The organism is Treponema sp. Marseille-Q4523, assembly GCF_016901105.1.
GTDB lineage: Bacteria > Spirochaetota > Spirochaetia > Treponematales > Treponemataceae > Treponema_D.
This window is the reverse complement of the sequence record NZ_JAFEVM010000016.1, coordinates 50,745-66,632: the sequence shown is the minus strand read 5'-3', so window position 1 is coordinate 66,632 and position 15,888 is coordinate 50,745. Positions and strand designations below refer to the sequence as shown.

Sequence of the window (15,888 nt, the reverse complement as noted above, 5' to 3'; positions counted from 1 at the left end):
GCGCGGTATCCGGCAGGCTATGAGCGATCAGCGTTTCAAGCTGATTGACGTTTTTTTCAAACACCTTGCGCACTTTACCGCTCACATGCGTGATATGCCAGCCGATGGGAAGTTCCGCAAGCGTTTCGGTCATCCGAATCGAAAGGTTTTCCTGAATCGTAAACGCGGTCGTATGCGAAAGCATAAGCGCCGCATAATAGAGCACAAAGCCCGCCGCAGCCGAACCGACGGCCCACAGTCCGTAACGCGCAAGGGCGGCGGCGTTTACCGCCTCTTTTGCCGCAACTGAGGAAATCACATCGCGCATTACAAAGAACACCATAATGTACGGCACAAAACCGACGAGAGCGCTCAAGCCGGAAAGTACAAGAGACAGCGACAAAAGCCCTCTGCTCTTTCCCGCATAGCTTAAAAGCCGCTTGATAGTCTGCTGCTTTGCGGGATTGCGTTCAGCCGCTTGCTGTGCCGGCTGTTCTTTTGTCGGATTTTTCGCCGGCCGGTTTTGTTTATTATTCATAGAGAAATTCCCCTACTTATCAATTACGCATTACCAATTATTCATTACCCATTATTTATGCCGACCACTGCTCGCTTTCCCGCTGCAGCCGATACATCTCCCGGTAAATGCCGCCCTTCTCCATGAGTTCTGCGTGGGTACCGGTTTCGGCAATCATACCCTTGTTGAGTACGATAATTTTGTCGGCATTTTCGACGGTGCGCAGGCGGTGAGCGATGACGATAACGGTTTTACCTTTTATAAGTGTACCGATAGCATGTTGGATGAGCGTTTCGTTTTCAGGGTCGAGAGCGGCGGTCGCCTCATCCAAAAGGATGATCGGCGCGTCTTTTAAGAGGGCACGGGCGATGGAAAGCCGCTGGCGTTCTCCGCCCGAAAGGGTATAGCCGTTTTCACCGATTTCCGTATCGTAACCTTGCGGCAGTTTTTCGATAAACGAATCGCACCGGGCGGCTTTTGCCGCGGCAAACACTTGTTCCCTCGTTGCATTCCGGTTGCCGATTAAGATATTGTTGTATACCGTATCGTTAAAAAGCACGACGTCCTGAAATACAATCGAAAAAGCTGCGAGCAGGGTTTCCGGATCTACGGTGGAAACATCGACGCCGCCGACGCTCACTGTGCCCGATGAAGCGTCCCAAAAGCGAGCGGCCAAGCGTGCAATCGTGGATTTACCGCAGCCGGAGTGCCCGACGAGAGCGGTAATTTCGCCCTGCTTTGCGGTAAAGTCGATCCCGCTTACCGTGTTTTCTTCGGTATCGCTGTCCACATCTTTACCGTTCGGTTCATTATATGAGAATGAAACATTATGGTAGCGGATATCGTAACCGTTCGGCTTGAAGGTTTCGCTTCCCGTCTGCTTGGGATAATTGACAATCGCCTGTTTGCGTTCGACGGCAATCATCATTAAAAAGAATTCGCCGAGCATCATAAACACCGTCGTCAGCGGATCGAAGATGCGGCAGGAAACGAGCAAAAAGACGATATACGTCAACAGGTCGATGCTCCCATGCGCCAGCAAGTACGCGCCGTATGAAATCACCAGGGGAAAGCCGAAGCGGACAATCGCCGCCGAACCGAAAATAAACGCTCCGCCCACCGCTTCCGCTTTGAGCGTTACGTACGTTGACTCGGTAATATCGTCTTTGAGTTTTTGCACATACACCGCTTTTTTATCGGAAGATTTCAGCACTTTGATATTGTCGATCATCTGCTGAAAGGAATCGTAGATAGAATCTTTTCGCGCAAACACCTGCTTTGCTTTTTTATCCAGCACTGATCGGGCGGCGACGATGATAAAAAACCCTGCAAAGGCAAAGATAAAAAGCGCAATCGTCATCCGCCAATCCAAAAACGCCAAAAGAGCCGCGGCAATCAAAATCGAAATGACGCCGCCGAACAGCTCCGGCACGGCGTGCGAAAGCGATTCTTCAATCAGAGTAACGTCGTTCAAAAGCGTCGAAGTCAAATACGACAAATCCCGTCTGCCGAAATACGACAGCGGGAGTTTCCGAAGCGATTCGGCAAGTGAAATGCGTACGTTCGCCGCTTCTTCATACGCACCGTTGTACATTCTGCCGTACTTCAGTTTTTCGAGGATGAACAGTACGGCAATCATCGCGAGAGCGGCCGCCGACACCGCCCACACATTCGGAGCGCGAAAACCTTGATGCATAATGCGCGCCAAAAAATACTGCAGTACATACAGCGAAAGCCCCAATGGAACCATCAAAAACAAATTGATAATAGTGCCGAATGTAATCGCCGAACGCAAGTTCCGCGTCCCCGCGTCAGACAACGCAAAAAATCTTTGCAGCATAATTTCTCCTCATTCATCAACCGCAGACTTTATCAAAAGTCGAGGATTGATGAACGCCCGCACTTTCGCAACGCCAGTGAGAAAGTACATCAATACCCCGTAAATTAGCTTTAGCTAACATAACATCGTTATAATACAGAGCGCAAAGAAATTTGTCAAGGAAAAAAGCGGCGAAACGTCAAAGCTCTTTAAAACAAAACCGAAAATCGTATCGATCGTACGATGCCTGCTCGGGTAGTCCTATTTTGAATACGTTTTTTATATTTCCGATCTCAAGCGCCTTTAATATTTTATACGGGATGCTTCCAAACTTTTCGGCAATCTTTGAAACATCCTGTCCATATTTCTACAGGAATCAATGATTTGCGTAATGCCATCTAGCCTCATACGAGTTATAATAAAATTCAGAGAATATATCATATCTAAAACTTAGTGTAAAATTTTTACAGCTTATTAATCTGAGATAGTGAAATTTCGTCCGAATGTTAAAACCGTTTCTCAATCCCGGGTTCGGTATTTTATCCAAATACACCGGTATTAAATCTTCCAAACTTTCCGGATAAACGCCGTTGTCTTTGTAATAAGCTGCAAGCGCATGTATTATAAGATTTCCACGGTCAATTGCTTTTTGTTCTCGCTTCGCAGGAGTGTCATAATCGGCAAGTTCTTTTGCAAAACAAGAACAAACACAAAGGAAAATAATACTAAATACAATCTTATTGATTTTCATTTTTTTCTTTCAACGGGTTCTTATCATGTGTCGCACAGGATTTTGCGCCAGCCGGCTTCGTAAAACTCGTCGAGTACGGCAACGTACTTGAGCGCTTTTTCGTAGGGAATGTCCAAGCGGACGGTTTCGAACAGGCAGTTCCAAAAGCTTTTATCGATCGCCGAATACAGGCGCAGGTCTATGTCGGAATGCAGTACACCGCCGAAATCTTTGAGCGACGACAAAGCGCGCACATCGGCTTTGTACGTATCTTCCATCATGAGTGAAAAAAAATCGGCATAGCGGGTGCCGGCCGAACCGCACACGAGCAGCTTTACCGCGCGGTAATGTTCGTACACAAAGTCGATCGTTGTTTTACGGCTTTCAAAACGGAATGCGCGCCGCTTTTTTATATCCGGCGACATATTGAAAAAGGTATCGTACATTGCGCGATGGTTTGCCAAAAGAGAATCGTACACGTCTTTTACGAGCGCGTCGAAAAGCGCTTCTTTATTTTTAAAATGAAAGTACAGAGAACCGGTCGTGACGCCGGCAAGTTTTGCAACCTCTCGCATCGAACTTTTCGCCCAGCCCTTTTGCAGAAATTCGGAAGCGGCGCACTGCAAAATGCGCTCTTTGGAATTCGGCGCTTTTGTCTTTGCGTGTTTCGTCGCGCGTTCCGATTGCGACGGAGATTTTATATGCGCTTTCTTTTTTTCGCGTTCGGGTTTCGTATCGTTTGCTTTCATATCGATCGTAAGCAACGCTAATATGTTTTTATCGCTTTGTCAATGTTTTGCGTTTCAACATGTTTGGTGTTTCAACACGCAGACAATCGGCTTTCCATCATTCCGACCCATTCGCCGTCCGCTTTTATCAATCGGTTCTTTTTTAAATTTTCCTTTATAATCCATTTAATATGCTTGTTGTCATTTTTCAGCCTAAATAAGCGCGGTTCTCTTATGAAAACATATCCTACAAAGCGTTGAGCGCCGATAAGCCGTACCGGTATGACGGCTCGCGCATTTGTATGACAGAGCTCCGCCTGCGTTATCGGAAACGCGAAAGCAGATTTTGCCCCAGAGAACCGGGAGCTTTCGATCCGGCTTTTATCCAAGACAGCGACTGCTTCGCGCTGCGCTTTTTTATCCCGTCGAGGGAAGCGAGGTAATCGGCGAGCCACGATGCGAGAGAGCCGTCCTTTTCGGCCGTATCGTTTTGGACGTCGCATGAAACGAGTATGACCGAAACGTTTTGCTTGTCTCCGGCATAAGCTGCGATATTTTCGGCAAAGGCGGTAAAGGCGGCTTCGGCGCCGGCGACAAAGGGGCCTGCAGCGTTTGCGGTACTGCTTCGAAGCGCCGACGAGCGTATGACATCGGCCATGTTCGGATGATGACGCACGATATATATGAGTTTGCCGTTTGCTTTACGCTGTTCGATGCGGTTTAAAATTTCCATCGTTACATAGCAATAGCCTGCAATCATCGTGTCGATCGCGCGCGTGCATTCTTCCGGTGAAAGCGCCGTAAACTGCTGCGCATACACGGCGGCGTCGAAATAGAGCACCGTTTCGTCGATAACGGTAAATGCGTTTTCCGCCTGCAACACGAGGGAACGGGCGGACACGGACGAGGGTCTGTTCCATGACGCGATGACGATATCGCCTGCCGTGACGGAAGCGCTGTCGCTTTCGGGATTGCCCGTCACGACGACATTGTATCCTGCGAGCGCCATACCGTCGGCAAAGTCTCCGCCGTAGGGCAAATCTTTTCCCGCAATCAAAATTGTTTTTTCCATACGCACTACTATAACACAGTCCCGTGCAAATAAAAAGTCGTCATTCGGGTTTCGGTTCGGACGGCACCGTTTTGCCATCCCGCCTTCCGCGCTTCGGTAACCCTCATCCCCGCCGCCGCTTCCGCTTGCGGCGGGAACGCTTCGCGGCGCTCCACGCGGGCGTAGGCCGGAACGAAACGTACGGCGTGCGTGCGATTGTACGAAGTGCGGGCGCTGTGCTATACTGGCACTATGAAACTTTGGCTCAAATATTTGATCGGAGCGCTGCTCGGCATCGCGCTTTCGTTTGCCGTGCCTGCGGCTTCGGAAGCCGCATCTTCCGCGCTCGCTTTTATTACGGAAGTGATCGTCCGCTTCGGCAGATATATCGTCGTACCGCTCGTTTTTTTTACCGCGATGACGGCAGTCAACAAACTGCGCGAATCGAAAATGATTTTAAAAACCGGCATGTGGACGGCCGGTGTAACGATCGCGTCGGCATTGCTTTTGACTTTTATCGGCCTCGTCGCGATTTTGGCGATCCGCCTGCCGCGCATCCCCATCACTGCGGATAAAGCCGCCGCACCCGTTTCGCTCAACATAAACGATTTGATACGCGCGCTCTTTCCTTCATCCGCATTCGAAACGCTCATAAACGGTACGTTTTTATTTCCGGCGTTTTTATTCGCGTGTTTTTCAGGCGGCGCGTGTACCGGTGATCAGGCGGCATTCCGTCCGATCATAACGATCACCGATGCACTTTCAAAACTCTGCTACAATATCGTGACCCTCTTTACCGAAATCCTTTCTATCGGCATGATAGCCGTCATGTGCAGCTGGGCGATACAATTCCGCACGATCGTCGCAGGCGGCACCTTCGTTCCGCTCATCCTCCTCCTGTTCGGCATATTCATACTCGTTGCGGGCGGCATCTACCCCGTGCTCTTGCATTATATTTGTCACGATCCGCATCCGTACCGCGTACTCTATGCGAGCCTGTGTTCGATCATCACCGCATTTTTCAGCGGCGATACGAACTTCGTGTTGCCGATCAATATGAGAGCGGGTAAAGAAAGCCTCGGCATACGGCGCAGGATCAACGGTATCGCGTATCCGCTCTTTTCGATTTTTGCGCGCGGCGGAGCGGCGCTCATCGTGACGGTGGGCTTCGTCGTCATCTGGCGGTCGTACGCATATCAGAGAATTCCCGTAAGCAATATCCTGTGGATTTACTGCATGTCGATCGGCTTATCGTTTTTGCTCGGCGGGCTTCCTTCAGGCGGCCCCTTTATCGCGCTTACGGTGCTGTGTACGCTTTACGGACGCGGCTTTGAAACGGGCTATCTCCTATTGCGCCCCGTCGCGCCGATCCTCTGTTCGTTTGCCGCAGCCTTCGACGTGTTGAGCGCGATGTTCGGAAGCTATATCGTCGGTGTCAAAACGCACATGATAGAGCATCATTCGGTACAGCACTTTATTTAGGGCATTTCGAAAAACTCACTTTTAACAAAATTGCGGGGCGGGCAGAAGATCCGTCGCTGTAATTTCGCGACGATATCGAAAGGGCAAAAGACAAAAAATTGAGTGAGGCAAAAAGCACGATCTCGCAGGCATATTGACGAGTCAAAACTTTATCCTTGAACCCGATGATTTTTAATCGGTGCCCTGTTAATCATTCTCCGTTGATTACGAATAGTGTTTCGTTCCCTTGTTCAGCGCCGGTAAATCATATATACTGAAAACTCTATTTTATTCGTGCGGAGGGTTTAATACCCCGACGCTTTGCGTCGTAAAAAAGGGTATTAAAGCCGACTGCAACCACTTTATGAGAACATACAGTGCGAAACGTTGAGCACTGTACCCGATGCTCTGTGTCGGGGTTGTTGATTATTGTACATTTTTGTACGCTTTTACGGAGGAATCATGTCACTCGATTGCGGAATCGTCGGGTTGCCGAATGTCGGCAAGTCTACGATATTTACGGCGCTGACGGCAGCTCCCGCCGCTGCGGAAAATTTTCCGTTTTGTACGATCGATCCGAACGTCGGCATTGTCGATTTACCGGACGAGCGCCTCGCTTTTCTCGCAAGCGTTTTTCAGCCGAAAAAGATCACACCGACGTCGGTAAAGATCGTCGATATCGCAGGTCTTATTAAAGGCGCGGCTCAGGGAGAGGGGCTCGGCAATCAGTTTTTGGCGAATATCCGGGAGACGGCGTGCATCGCACACGTCGTTCGCTGTTTTGACGATGCCGATATCATGCACGTCCGCGAAAATGCGAATACCGTCGTGCCGATCGACCCGAAAGGCGATATCGAAACGATCGATATGGAACTCGCGTTTGCCGATTTGGATACGATAAGAAAGCGGCAGGAAAAAGTGACGAAGGCGAGCCGCGCGCTCGGAAAAGAGGAAGAAAAAAAATACGCGCATTGGACGAGCGCGGTTGCAAAGATCAAACCGCTGCTTGAAGCGGGAAAATGCGCGCGGCTCGCCCAGCTGACACCGGAAGAAAAGGCGGCCGTGAGCGATATGTTTTTGCTTACGATGAAGCCGACGTTTTATGTCTGTAACGTTTCCGAAGACGCGATCGCTGCAGGTACGAACGACTACGTTGAAGCGGTAAAAAAAATCGCCGCCGAAGAAAACGCGGAGACCGTCGTCATTTGCGGAAAATTCGAATCCGATTTGGCGGAAATCAAAGACGAAAACGACCGTAAGGAATTTATGGAAGCCGCAGGACTCAAAGAATCGGCGCTTGCAAATCTTGCGCGGACGGCGTACAAGCTCATGGGGCTGCGCACTTTTTTTACTGCGGGAAGCGACGACTGTCACGCATGGACGATCCGCGCAGGAGACACCGCTCCGAAAGCGGCGGGCGTCATACATACGGATTTTGAAAAAGGTTTTATCAAAGCCGAAGCCTATTCGATCGACGACTTGCGTACTTACGGTTCGGAAGCGAAGATCAAAGAAGCGGGAAAATACCGCATTGAGGGAAAAGATTACGTCGTGCAGGACGGCGACGTATTGTTTATTAAATTCAATGCCGCCGGAAAATAATAATTAAATTGAATGTCAAGTTTGGAAAATGTTAACTAATAAAGCTATGCTTACAGCGAGAACCCGTCTGCTTAGCCGCGGTCGAGCTTTTAGGGGCAGGCTTTCGTAGGCATAACGCTCGAAACGGCACGCAGCCGGAACCTCGCCGTAAGTATAATTTGATTTGCTTTCCAAACTTGCCATTCAATTGGTGAGCGAAACAGATGGAAAATTTCGAGTTTAGAAAACTCAAAATTGAACCTATTAATAAAACCGTACGCGGTTTTTTGGGGAAAATATGACCGATAATGCACTTGAAAAAATCGCGCATGAACTGTTTCATGCCTTCGATATCAGAATCGACGCCGAACGGCTGACCGATGAAACGGCGTCCCGCCTGTACAATGCGCAGGCGTGGTATTTCAGAGAATGCCTCGGCACCGACGAAATCGTTTTGTGTCGGGATACGCGCAAAAAAGGTGAGCACTTTTTGCAGCTCGCGATCGACACTTTTTCAGGCTTGGGATTTCGCTTGTATACGAATGTGCTGCCCGTTTCGACGTGTCAGTTTTATTACAGCTGTATGCAGCGCCCGAGCTGTGCGGGAATCATGTATACGGCTTCGCACAATCCGAAAAATTATACCGGACAAAAAACGGTCGGGCCGAACGTGAGACCCATCGCCGAAAACGTCGGGCCGGAAGGCGGACTTGTCGCCGTCCGCGATGCGTTTTTAAAAGGAAAAGCCGTTTCCGCAAAAGCGGGCGGCAGCGTTACGGTCATCGACGACAGCGATGCATACGTGCGCGCCTGTTCGGATTTGGCGCAGATCGGGGAGGGCGAGCTTTCCGGTATCTCCGTCGTCGCCGATTTTTTATCGGGCAGCGCGGGAAGCGAAGTGATGCGTGCGTTTCGTTATGCGGGCATTTCATGCGTTCCGCGAAACGTTGTTCCCGACGGCAATTTTCCGAGCGGCGCGCCGAACCCCATTATTAAAGATAATATCAAAGGTACGCTCGACTATATACGCGCGCATCCCTCGTCGGTCGATTTTTGCTTTTTATTCGACGGCGACGGCGACCGCGTCGATATGAGAAGCGGCGACGGTACGGAGATTTCGCCTTCCGTGATTATGACTTTTTTGTCTTCCGTGCTCACGTCGATCGTGCCGCATACGGGGGAAGCGCGTATCGGAATCGACTCGAAAGCGTCTCCCGTCGTTCACGCGGAACTGAAAAACGGCGGCAACAATCCGCTGCTCGTTCCGAACGGGCATTCGCAGATAAAGGATATTTTGCTGCAAAAAAAAGCGATCGCCGCCGTCGAAGAGACCGCGCATTATTATTTGAATTTTCCGAACGGCGAAAACACTGTTCCGATGGAAAGTACGCTGCTCTTCTGTCTTTTGTTTTTGAAACGCTGGAAAAATAATAAGGCGGAATTCGATGCGCTCGTCGCCCGTCAAAACAGCGTGCTTCGCGAACGCGAATGGGGCTATACCTATGCGGATGAAAAAGACCGGGACGATGCGCTTTGTGCGACCGAAAACTTTTTTACGGAAAGAGGATACGAGGCGCTTAAAACGCTTGAAGACGGCTCTCCGCTCGGCACGACATTGTTAAAACGCGATTGGGACGGAGATAAGTGGTGCTGGATCGCACAGCGCGCGAGCCAAAGCGAAAAAGGCGTTGCCCGCTGGATGGTGACATCTTCCGATGCCGATGAATTGCAGCTCGCCGTTGCGGCGATAAACGAAGCGGCGCAAAAAAAATTACACAGGAGCGATATATGATTGAAATTAAAAATTTGGTAAAACGATATCCGTCGGGGCAGGAAGCGCTTAAAGACGTTTCGCTTTCGGTGCGGGACAATGAAGTGCTTGCGCTTATCGGGCCGTCGGGCGCGGGAAAGAGTACGCTTATCCGCTGCATCAACAGACTGATCGAGCCGACATCCGGCGAGATTTTTGTTAACGGAAAAAATATCTGTTCGCTCAACGGACGCGACCTTCGTTTCGCGAGAAGAAAAATAGGCATGATATTTCAAGAATATGCTCTTGTCGACAGGCTGACCGTTATGGAAAACGTTTTGTCGGGACAACTCGGCTACACCGGTTTTTGGGCGAGCGCGTTTCGTCGTTTTCCTCCGGCTACCATACAGACGGCATTCGATCTGCTCGACCGCGTCGGTCTCGGCGAATATGTCGACAGCAGAGCCGATCAGCTTTCAGGCGGTCAGCGCCAGCGCGTCGGCATTGCGCGCGCGCTTATTCAAAAACCCGATCTGCTTTTGGTCGATGAACCGACGGCGAGTCTCGATCCGAAAACTTCGCGGCAGGTCATGCGCCTGATTCTCGGACTTGTAAAAGAGCAAAATATTTCCTGTATCATCAATATTCACGACGTCGTCCTCGCGCGTCAGTTTTGCGAACGCATCGTCGGCTTGCAGGCGGGAAAGATCGTGTTCGACGGTACGAGCAACAAAATCGATGTTTCCGTTTTGAATATGATTTACGGCGAAGAAGATTGGAATATCACGAAAAAAAATAAAGAAACGGAAGCTGCGGACGCCGGAGAAGACGCGGATATATTTTCACTCGGAGGAAACGAATGAGAGGCGCGGTTTCCAAAACGGTTTGGAGAAAAAAGCCGATGATTGCCAACGCCGTTCTTCGCTACGGTGTTTGGATTTTAGTGATCGCGTATTTGATCCTCGCAGGCAAAGAGATAAAAGTGGATCCGCGCCGCATCGCGATGGGTGCGGGCAGAATCGGCAAATTGTTTTCCGGTTTTTTTCATCCCGATTTCATATCGCGCGGAAAATACATCATCGAAGGGACGCTTGAAAGTCTCGCGATGACGGCGGCCGCATCGTTTTTCAGTATGTTTCTTGCCGTTCCGCTCGCGCTCGGTGCGTCGCGCAATCTCGTGCCGAAATGGGTGTATGTCATTTGCCGCGTTTTGCTGATGATAATCCGCGCACTCCATGTCGTCGTCCTGTCTATTTTGTTCGTCATCATGTACGGGTACGGACCTTTTGCCGGCGTGCTTACGCTGATGATAAACAGTATCGGCTTTATCGGAAAACTGCTTGCGGAAGATATCGAAAATATAAATATGGAACAGCTTGAAGCCGTTCGTGCGACGGGTGCCAACTGGCTGCAAACCGTTGTGTACGGAGTGTGGCCGCAAGTATCGACGCGTTTTATTGGTTTGTCGATCTATCGTGCGGACATCAGTTTCCGCCAGTCGACGGTTATCGGTATCGTCGGGGCGGGCGGCATCGGGGCGGTGCTCGACACCGCGATGGGGCGCTACGATTTTAATACTGCCGGTGCGATTTTACTCGTTATTATTATTTTGGTTTTGATTACCGAATATATTTCGAGCGCTATCCGAAGGAGGATTGTCTGATGCCGTTTTCCCGTGATATACAGAATAACAGAATCTGGAAACTCAAAACCGCTCGAGAACGGTTCACTGCTGCAGGTTATTGGATTTTGGCACTTGCGCTTTTGGCTGTCTCATGTACGTATGTCGGCAAACATACGACGTGGAGCTTCGTGTTCGACGCGCCGAAGCAAATCAAAGATTTCTTTTCACGTATGTTTCCGCCCGATGTTCGCTATTTCGGAAAAATTCTTCCGGCGCTGTGGGATACGATTACGATTTCGATATTCGGCACCGGCATCGCGGTCATCCTTTCGTTCTTTCTCGGTTTTCTTGCAGCGAAAAATACGTCACCGAACAAAGCGGTGCGTTTTGCCGTACTGTGCATTATCGTCGCCTCTCGTTCCGTCAACAGTATGATTTGGGCGCTCATCCTCGTGCAAGTGATAGGACCGGGACTTTTGGCGAGTATTCTCGCGATCGCAATCCGATCGCTCGGCATGGTTTCGAAATTGACATACGAAGCGATCGAGGAAATCGATCCGGAACCGATCGAAGCGGTTACCGCAACCGGAGCGTCAAAGATGCAGGTGTTTTTTTACGGTTACCTGCCGCAGATAATGCCGCCGTTTATCGGTACCTCAATTTATCGCTGGGAAAACAATATTCGCGAATCGACGATCATCGGTATCGTCGGCGGAGGCGGTATAGGACTTTTGATGAATTCCGCAATCAATAAATTGGCGTGGAATCGAGTGCTTTCAATTTTAATAATAATTTTTATCACCGTTATAGCGGCGGAATGGGTTTCCGTTAAAATACGAAAAGCCATTTCGTGATAGATCAATTTGTTTTTCATTACTATTAGGAGGTATAAAAATGAAAAAATTATTAACCGCTCTTATAGCCGCCGGTATTTGCGTTTCGTTCGCGTCAGCGGTCGGGTCGCAGGAAAAAGGTACGAATCGCTACGGAGAACTCGATTCGATGTATGTCGATAAAAACGGCGATATGATCGCCGACACTCCGGAAGATCCCGCACAGTGGGAAGATCCCGATACGCTGATTTTTGCCTATGCGCCCGTCGAAGATCCCGCCGTATACGAAGAAGTATTCGTCGATTTTCAAAGATATCTCGCACAGAAGACCGGCAAAAAAGTCAAATGGTTTGCGGTTACGAATTATGCGACGCAGATCGAAGCGATGCGTGCCGGCCGCCTTCACGTGTCCGGTTTCGCTGCGGGCACCGTGCAGGATGCGGTGAACACAGGCGGATTTGTTCCGCTCGCCGTAATGGGTACGGCAAACGGTTTTGTCGGATACCGTATGGCTATCATCACGTACAACGGTTCCGGTATCAATAAAATTGACGATCTGAAAGGTAAAAACGTCGCGTTCGTTTCGGAAAGTTCGAATTCCGGATACAGTGCGCCGCGCGCGATCCTGTATCAGAATTTTAAACTCCTGCCGAACAAAGATTACCTCGTCTCTTTTTCCGGCAAGCACGACAACTCGATTACCGGCGTATACAACCACGATTACGATGCGGGAGCGATTGCGGATACGGTCATGCAGCGCATGATCGCAGGCAACAGAGTACCCGATATTAAAACGTGGGGCAAAATCGTATATCAGTCCGAAATTTTCCCGCCGACCGCGTGGGGTGTTTCGTATCGGCTTAAACCTTCTCTCCGCGACGCTGTCCGCGACGCATTCCTTTCGTATAATTGGGAAGGTTCAAAGCTCAAAGAGACGTGGCCTGAAGACGACCGCTTTATCGCCGTCGATTATGTAAAAGATTTTAAGATTTTGCGCGATATCCGCGAAGGCAGCCAAAAAGTTGCCGAGTTGCTCGGCGAATAACCATACGGTGGTCGTATGTTTACCTTTTCCGTTATGGGAGATTCAATTTCTTCGTTTGAAGGAACGTCTCCCGAAAATTACGCGGTTGCGTATCCGAGACCCGATTCCGGCGTTTACCGCAGGGACGATATGTGGTGGGCGCATTTCGAACGGCTGACGGGAAACACGATGGTCTGCAACGATTCGTACAGCGGAAGCCGCATTTCGGAAACCGGCTCGCGCCCTCTTTGGTCCGCTTTCGTTTCCGATTCGCGTATTGCGCGTTTGAAAGGAGACGCGGTGATCGTGTTCGGCGGTACAAATGATTTCGGTCAGCGCTCGGACGGCGCTGCGCCGCTTGCGGTGTTCGAAGCTGCATATACGCTTCTTATTAAAAAAATACGAAAAGCGATGCCGCATGCCGCCGCATATTTTTGCGTGCCGCTCGTACGTTCGGATTGGGAGCTGACGGAAAAAAACGACTGCGGCTGGACGCAGCTCGATCTGCAGCACAGTGTTCGTTCCGTCGTCGCAGCCGCACATGCTGCCGATCCGAATATCCGCGCGATCGATTTATCCGAGATTGCAGTGGACGGTTTGCTCGCCGATCGGCTGCATCCGAATAAAAAAGGTATGGAAGCACTTGCATCGTACATCGCTGCGCATCTGTAATGGATAAAACGCGCTCGCTCGATATCACGATCCTCTGCAAAGTCGTCGACAACTACGGCGATGTCGGATTTGCGTACCGCTTGGCGCACGCACTTTCATCGCTCGACGGCAACGTGCGCATTCGATTCGTCATCGATGATCTCGCGTCTTTCGCTCTGCTTGCACCCGGCATCGACTCTCATGCGGCGGTACAGCAGTACGAAAATTGGACGGTTTTCGATTGGAACGCGGCGGATGTATGTACCGCTTCTTTTTCGAAAGCGATGCCGGAAATCGTTTTGCAGTGTTTTCAATGCCCCTATCCCGAATGGCTTGAAGCGCTTTTATTCGATAAAAAAAATACCGCCGTCGTTCACGTCGTCAATATCGACTACCTTACGGCGGAAAATTACGCCGAAGAATTTCACTGCCTCAAGTCGCTCACGCGCTCGTCGCGCGTACAAAAAGTCAATTTTATGCCGGGCTTTACTTCAAAGACGGGAGGACTCATCCTCGATCGGAGGCCCGCGCGCGTGCCGGCAAAAAAAAATCCCGATGAATTTTCGGTTTTGATTTTCGGTTACGTCCGCGATTACGCTCCCGTCGTCCGCGCCCTTTGTGCATTTGAAGCGGAAAAGCGAAAATCGGACGAGCGCTTTAAGCTTTGTGCCTGCGCTGCTGCGGGGCAGGGGCAGGATGCGTTTATAAAAGCGTACGCGGATTCGAATGCGCATTTTGCCGCGGAACGGCTTCCGTTTTTAGCGCAAAGCGAATGGGATGATCTGCTCTATGCTATGGACGCGCTTTTTATACGCGGCGAAGATTCGCTTTCGCGCGCGTGCCTTTCGGGTATTCCCTTTGTATGGCAGGCCTACCCGCAGGAAGACGATTATCAACTCGTAAAAGTCGAAGCGCTTTTGCATCGCATAAAAGATTTTTTCCCGCCTGACGATTTTGCCATCGTCGAAAATGCGTGGACGTTGTACAATGCTTCCGGCACGTCCCCTCGCGATACGGAAAAAGCGCTCCTTACTTTTTTGGAAGCTTCCGATCGGATAAAAAAATATTTTGCCGCGTTCGCATCCGCGCTTATTGCAAACGGCGACTTTGCCCGAAACCTGCTTGATTATTTGCGGCATTTTGCATTATAATTATACGCACTTTTCAATTTTGTCAAATCTTATTAATTTATAGAAGGTAGAAATATGGTTACAACATCGGAAATCAAAGTCGGTTCTGCGTTTATGTATGAAAACAATCCGCTTATGGTACAGCGTATGCTCGGTCAAAAATCGGGTCGCGGCGGTATGGTCACAAAGCTGCGCGTAAAAAATATCGTCACGGGACAGACGCAGGATCTCGGCCTCGACGCCGGAGAAAAATTCGATGAAGTCGATCTCGACGAAAAAACGATGAAGCTTTCCTATATCGAAGGCGACACGTACGTTTTTATGGATCAGGAAACCTACGAGCAGCTCGAAATGACAAAAGAAGATTTGGGCGACAATGCGGGCTATCTTTCCCCCGACGACGACATCGACATATCGATCACGTTTTATGAAGGAAAGCCGGTCGGCGTCAAACTTCCCGTCAACGTTACGCGCACGATCACATACTGCGAGCCGGGCGTAAAAGGCAACACGAGCGGCAAAACCTTTAAGCCCGCGACGCTCGATACGGGTATCGAAGTGAACGTTCCGCTTTTTTGCAACGAAGGAGAGCGCATCGTCATCGATACGCGCGACGGCTCTTTTGTCGAACGTGCAAAAGACTGATTTGTGCGGCACCTTTGCGGCAATTCTTCCGAATCTGATTGTTAATTATTAATTTTTATATTGCAAACGAAAAAAACTGCCGACATACGCCGACAGTTTTTTTATTACAGCGGCTGCAGGATCGCAGCCGAGTATCTGTAGCGGTTTTGTGCGCTCTTTGCTTTCCTATGTGTTCTGCAGTGGGCTCGATTGTGCCGCAGTATTTTCCGCGCTATTGACGAAGCGCAACGTAAATGGGAAAATCGCGCTGTGAAAAAATGTACGATAGATGAAAAGACGCGATATAAAATACTCGGCAATCTTATGTGGGATCACAATATATCGGTCGACGAACTGCATAAACTTGCCGCCGGACAAGCGGATGA

Annotated in this window: 13 protein-coding genes and 1 pseudogene; 10 read left to right on the top strand and 4 right to left on the bottom strand. The window is 49.9% G+C overall.

Features of this window, described 5'->3' with window-relative positions:
* The 4 genes and pseudogenes from JSQ97_RS06775 to JSQ97_RS06760 all read right to left on the bottom strand — a co-directional run.
* Positions 1–517 (bottom strand): annotated as a pseudogene (locus JSQ97_RS06775) (ABC transporter ATP-binding protein); the annotation flags it as partial.
* A gap of 55 nt (positions 518–572) precedes the next feature.
* The gene (locus JSQ97_RS06770) at positions 573–2,336 is read right to left on the bottom strand and encodes an ABC transporter ATP-binding protein (RefSeq protein ID WP_205075359.1); all 1,764 of its coding nucleotides are present in this window, start codon (positions 2,334–2,336) and stop codon (positions 573–575) included.
* A 753-nt stretch (positions 2,337–3,089) separates the two neighbouring features.
* Complete coding sequence (locus JSQ97_RS06765) at positions 3,090–3,794, bottom strand: TetR/AcrR family transcriptional regulator (RefSeq protein ID WP_205075358.1); 705 nt, start codon at positions 3,792–3,794, stop codon at positions 3,090–3,092.
* 301 nt (positions 3,795–4,095) lie between these two features.
* Positions 4,096–4,845 (bottom strand): hypothetical protein, encoded by a 750-nt coding sequence (locus JSQ97_RS06760; RefSeq protein ID WP_205075357.1) that lies wholly within the window; start codon positions 4,843–4,845, stop codon positions 4,096–4,098.
* A 231-nt stretch (positions 4,846–5,076) separates the two neighbouring features.
* Between JSQ97_RS06760 and JSQ97_RS06755 the strand changes: the two genes are divergently transcribed.
* From JSQ97_RS06755 to efp, 10 genes are all read left to right on the top strand, one after another.
* On the top strand, positions 5,077–6,306 hold the full coding sequence (locus JSQ97_RS06755; protein ID WP_205075356.1) for a dicarboxylate/amino acid:cation symporter: 1,230 nt from the start codon (positions 5,077–5,079) through the stop codon (positions 6,304–6,306).
* A gap of 441 nt (positions 6,307–6,747) precedes the next feature.
* Positions 6,748–7,887, top strand: coding sequence for a redox-regulated ATPase YchF (gene ychF / locus JSQ97_RS06750; protein ID WP_205075355.1), 1,140 nt, complete (start codon positions 6,748–6,750; stop codon positions 7,885–7,887).
* A 277-nt stretch (positions 7,888–8,164) separates the two neighbouring features.
* Positions 8,165–9,658 carry a phosphohexomutase domain-containing protein gene (locus JSQ97_RS06745; protein ID WP_205075354.1) on the top strand — a complete coding sequence of 498 codons (1,494 nt, stop codon included), beginning with the start codon at positions 8,165–8,167 and terminating at the stop codon, positions 9,656–9,658.
* Positions 9,655–10,479, top strand: a complete 825-nt coding sequence (phnC, locus tag JSQ97_RS06740; RefSeq protein ID WP_205075353.1) for a phosphonate ABC transporter ATP-binding protein — start codon at positions 9,655–9,657, stop codon at positions 10,477–10,479. The genes JSQ97_RS06745 and phnC overlap by 4 nt, the downstream gene beginning before the upstream one ends.
* Positions 10,476–11,279: a phosphonate ABC transporter, permease protein PhnE gene (gene phnE, locus JSQ97_RS06735; protein ID WP_205075352.1), complete on the top strand. Its 804-nt coding sequence runs from the start codon at positions 10,476–10,478 to the stop codon at positions 11,277–11,279. The genes phnC and phnE (JSQ97_RS06735) overlap by 4 nt, the downstream gene beginning before the upstream one ends.
* A complete protein-coding gene (gene phnE / locus JSQ97_RS06730; RefSeq protein ID WP_205075351.1) occupies positions 11,279–12,094 on the top strand; it encodes a phosphonate ABC transporter, permease protein PhnE in 816 nt (271 codons plus the stop codon). Before phnE (JSQ97_RS06735) ends, phnE (JSQ97_RS06730) begins: the two co-directional genes overlap by 1 nt.
* A 40-nt stretch (positions 12,095–12,134) precedes the next feature.
* Complete coding sequence (gene phnD, locus JSQ97_RS06725) at positions 12,135–13,118, top strand: phosphate/phosphite/phosphonate ABC transporter substrate-binding protein (RefSeq protein ID WP_205075350.1); 984 nt, start codon at positions 12,135–12,137, stop codon at positions 13,116–13,118.
* Between the two features lie 33 nt (positions 13,119–13,151).
* Positions 13,152–13,769 carry an SGNH/GDSL hydrolase family protein gene (locus JSQ97_RS06720; RefSeq protein ID WP_187384307.1) on the top strand — a complete coding sequence of 206 codons (618 nt, stop codon included), beginning with the start codon at positions 13,152–13,154 and terminating at the stop codon, positions 13,767–13,769.
* Positions 13,769–14,899 (top strand): elongation factor P maturation arginine rhamnosyltransferase EarP, encoded by a 1,131-nt coding sequence (gene earP / locus JSQ97_RS06715; protein ID WP_205075349.1) that lies wholly within the window; start codon positions 13,769–13,771, stop codon positions 14,897–14,899. The genes JSQ97_RS06720 and earP overlap by 1 nt, the downstream gene beginning before the upstream one ends.
* Before the next feature lie 54 nt (positions 14,900–14,953).
* Positions 14,954–15,523: an elongation factor P gene (efp, locus tag JSQ97_RS06710; protein ID WP_021330369.1), complete on the top strand. Its 570-nt coding sequence runs from the start codon at positions 14,954–14,956 to the stop codon at positions 15,521–15,523.
* The last annotated feature ends 365 nt before the right edge of the window (positions 15,524–15,888 follow it).

Bases quoted from the DNA above. Each gene is read 5' to 3' on its own strand.
- JSQ97_RS06770 (WP_205075359.1), bottom strand. From the start codon at position 2,336: ATGCTGCAAAGATTTTTTGCGTTGTCTGACGCGGGGACGCGGAACTTG.
- JSQ97_RS06765 (WP_205075358.1), bottom strand. From the start codon at position 3,794: ATGAAAGCAAACGATACGAAACCCGAACGCGAAAAAAAGAAAGCGCAT.
- JSQ97_RS06760 (WP_205075357.1), bottom strand. From the start codon at position 4,845: ATGGAAAAAACAATTTTGATTGCGGGAAAAGATTTGCCCTACGGCGGA.
- JSQ97_RS06755 (WP_205075356.1), top strand. From the start codon at position 5,077: ATGAAACTTTGGCTCAAATATTTGATCGGAGCGCTGCTCGGCATCGCG.
- ychF (WP_205075355.1), top strand. From the start codon at position 6,748: ATGTCACTCGATTGCGGAATCGTCGGGTTGCCGAATGTCGGCAAGTCT.
- JSQ97_RS06745 (WP_205075354.1), top strand. From the start codon at position 8,165: ATGACCGATAATGCACTTGAAAAAATCGCGCATGAACTGTTTCATGCC.
- phnC (WP_205075353.1), top strand. From the start codon at position 9,655: ATGATTGAAATTAAAAATTTGGTAAAACGATATCCGTCGGGGCAGGAA.
- phnE (WP_205075352.1), top strand. From the start codon at position 10,476: ATGAGAGGCGCGGTTTCCAAAACGGTTTGGAGAAAAAAGCCGATGATT.
- phnE (WP_205075351.1), top strand. From the start codon at position 11,279: ATGCCGTTTTCCCGTGATATACAGAATAACAGAATCTGGAAACTCAAA.
- phnD (WP_205075350.1), top strand. From the start codon at position 12,135: ATGAAAAAATTATTAACCGCTCTTATAGCCGCCGGTATTTGCGTTTCG.
- JSQ97_RS06720 (WP_187384307.1), top strand. From the start codon at position 13,152: ATGGGAGATTCAATTTCTTCGTTTGAAGGAACGTCTCCCGAAAATTAC.
- earP (WP_205075349.1), top strand. From the start codon at position 13,769: ATGGATAAAACGCGCTCGCTCGATATCACGATCCTCTGCAAAGTCGTC.
- efp (WP_021330369.1), top strand. From the start codon at position 14,954: ATGGTTACAACATCGGAAATCAAAGTCGGTTCTGCGTTTATGTATGAA.